Raw genomic sequence first — 266 nt, 5'->3', positions numbered from 1 at the left:
CCAAAAATACGGAATCAGGCAGTCTTTCAGTCAGAAAGGCTGTCCTTATGACAATGCCTGTATAGAGTCATTTCACGCCATATTAAAGAAAGAAGAAGTCTATCATACCCAGTACACAGACTACCGGACAGCGAAGCTAGCCATGTTTCAGTTTATAGAGGGCTGGTACAACAGAAACAGAATTCACAGCAGCATCGGCTATCAAACACCTCAAGCTATGGAGGATCAGATTAGAAGAACCGCTTAATACTTAACTTTTTTGTGTC

At 41.7% G+C, this 266-nt stretch carries 1 protein-coding gene; it reads left to right on the top strand.

All coding sequences use genetic code 11. The features are described 5' to 3' along the window. On the top strand, positions 1 to 247 hold a 247-nt coding region (locus tag M3600_RS28755; protein WP_251648614.1), incomplete at its 5' end, for an integrase core domain-containing protein. Positions 248 to 266 lie beyond the last annotated feature (19 nt).

Source organism: Niallia sp. MER 6 (assembly GCF_023714395.1).
Classification (GTDB): domain Bacteria; phylum Bacillota; class Bacilli; order Bacillales; family Cytobacillaceae; genus Niallia.
This window is presented reverse-complemented; position numbering and strand designations above follow the sequence as displayed.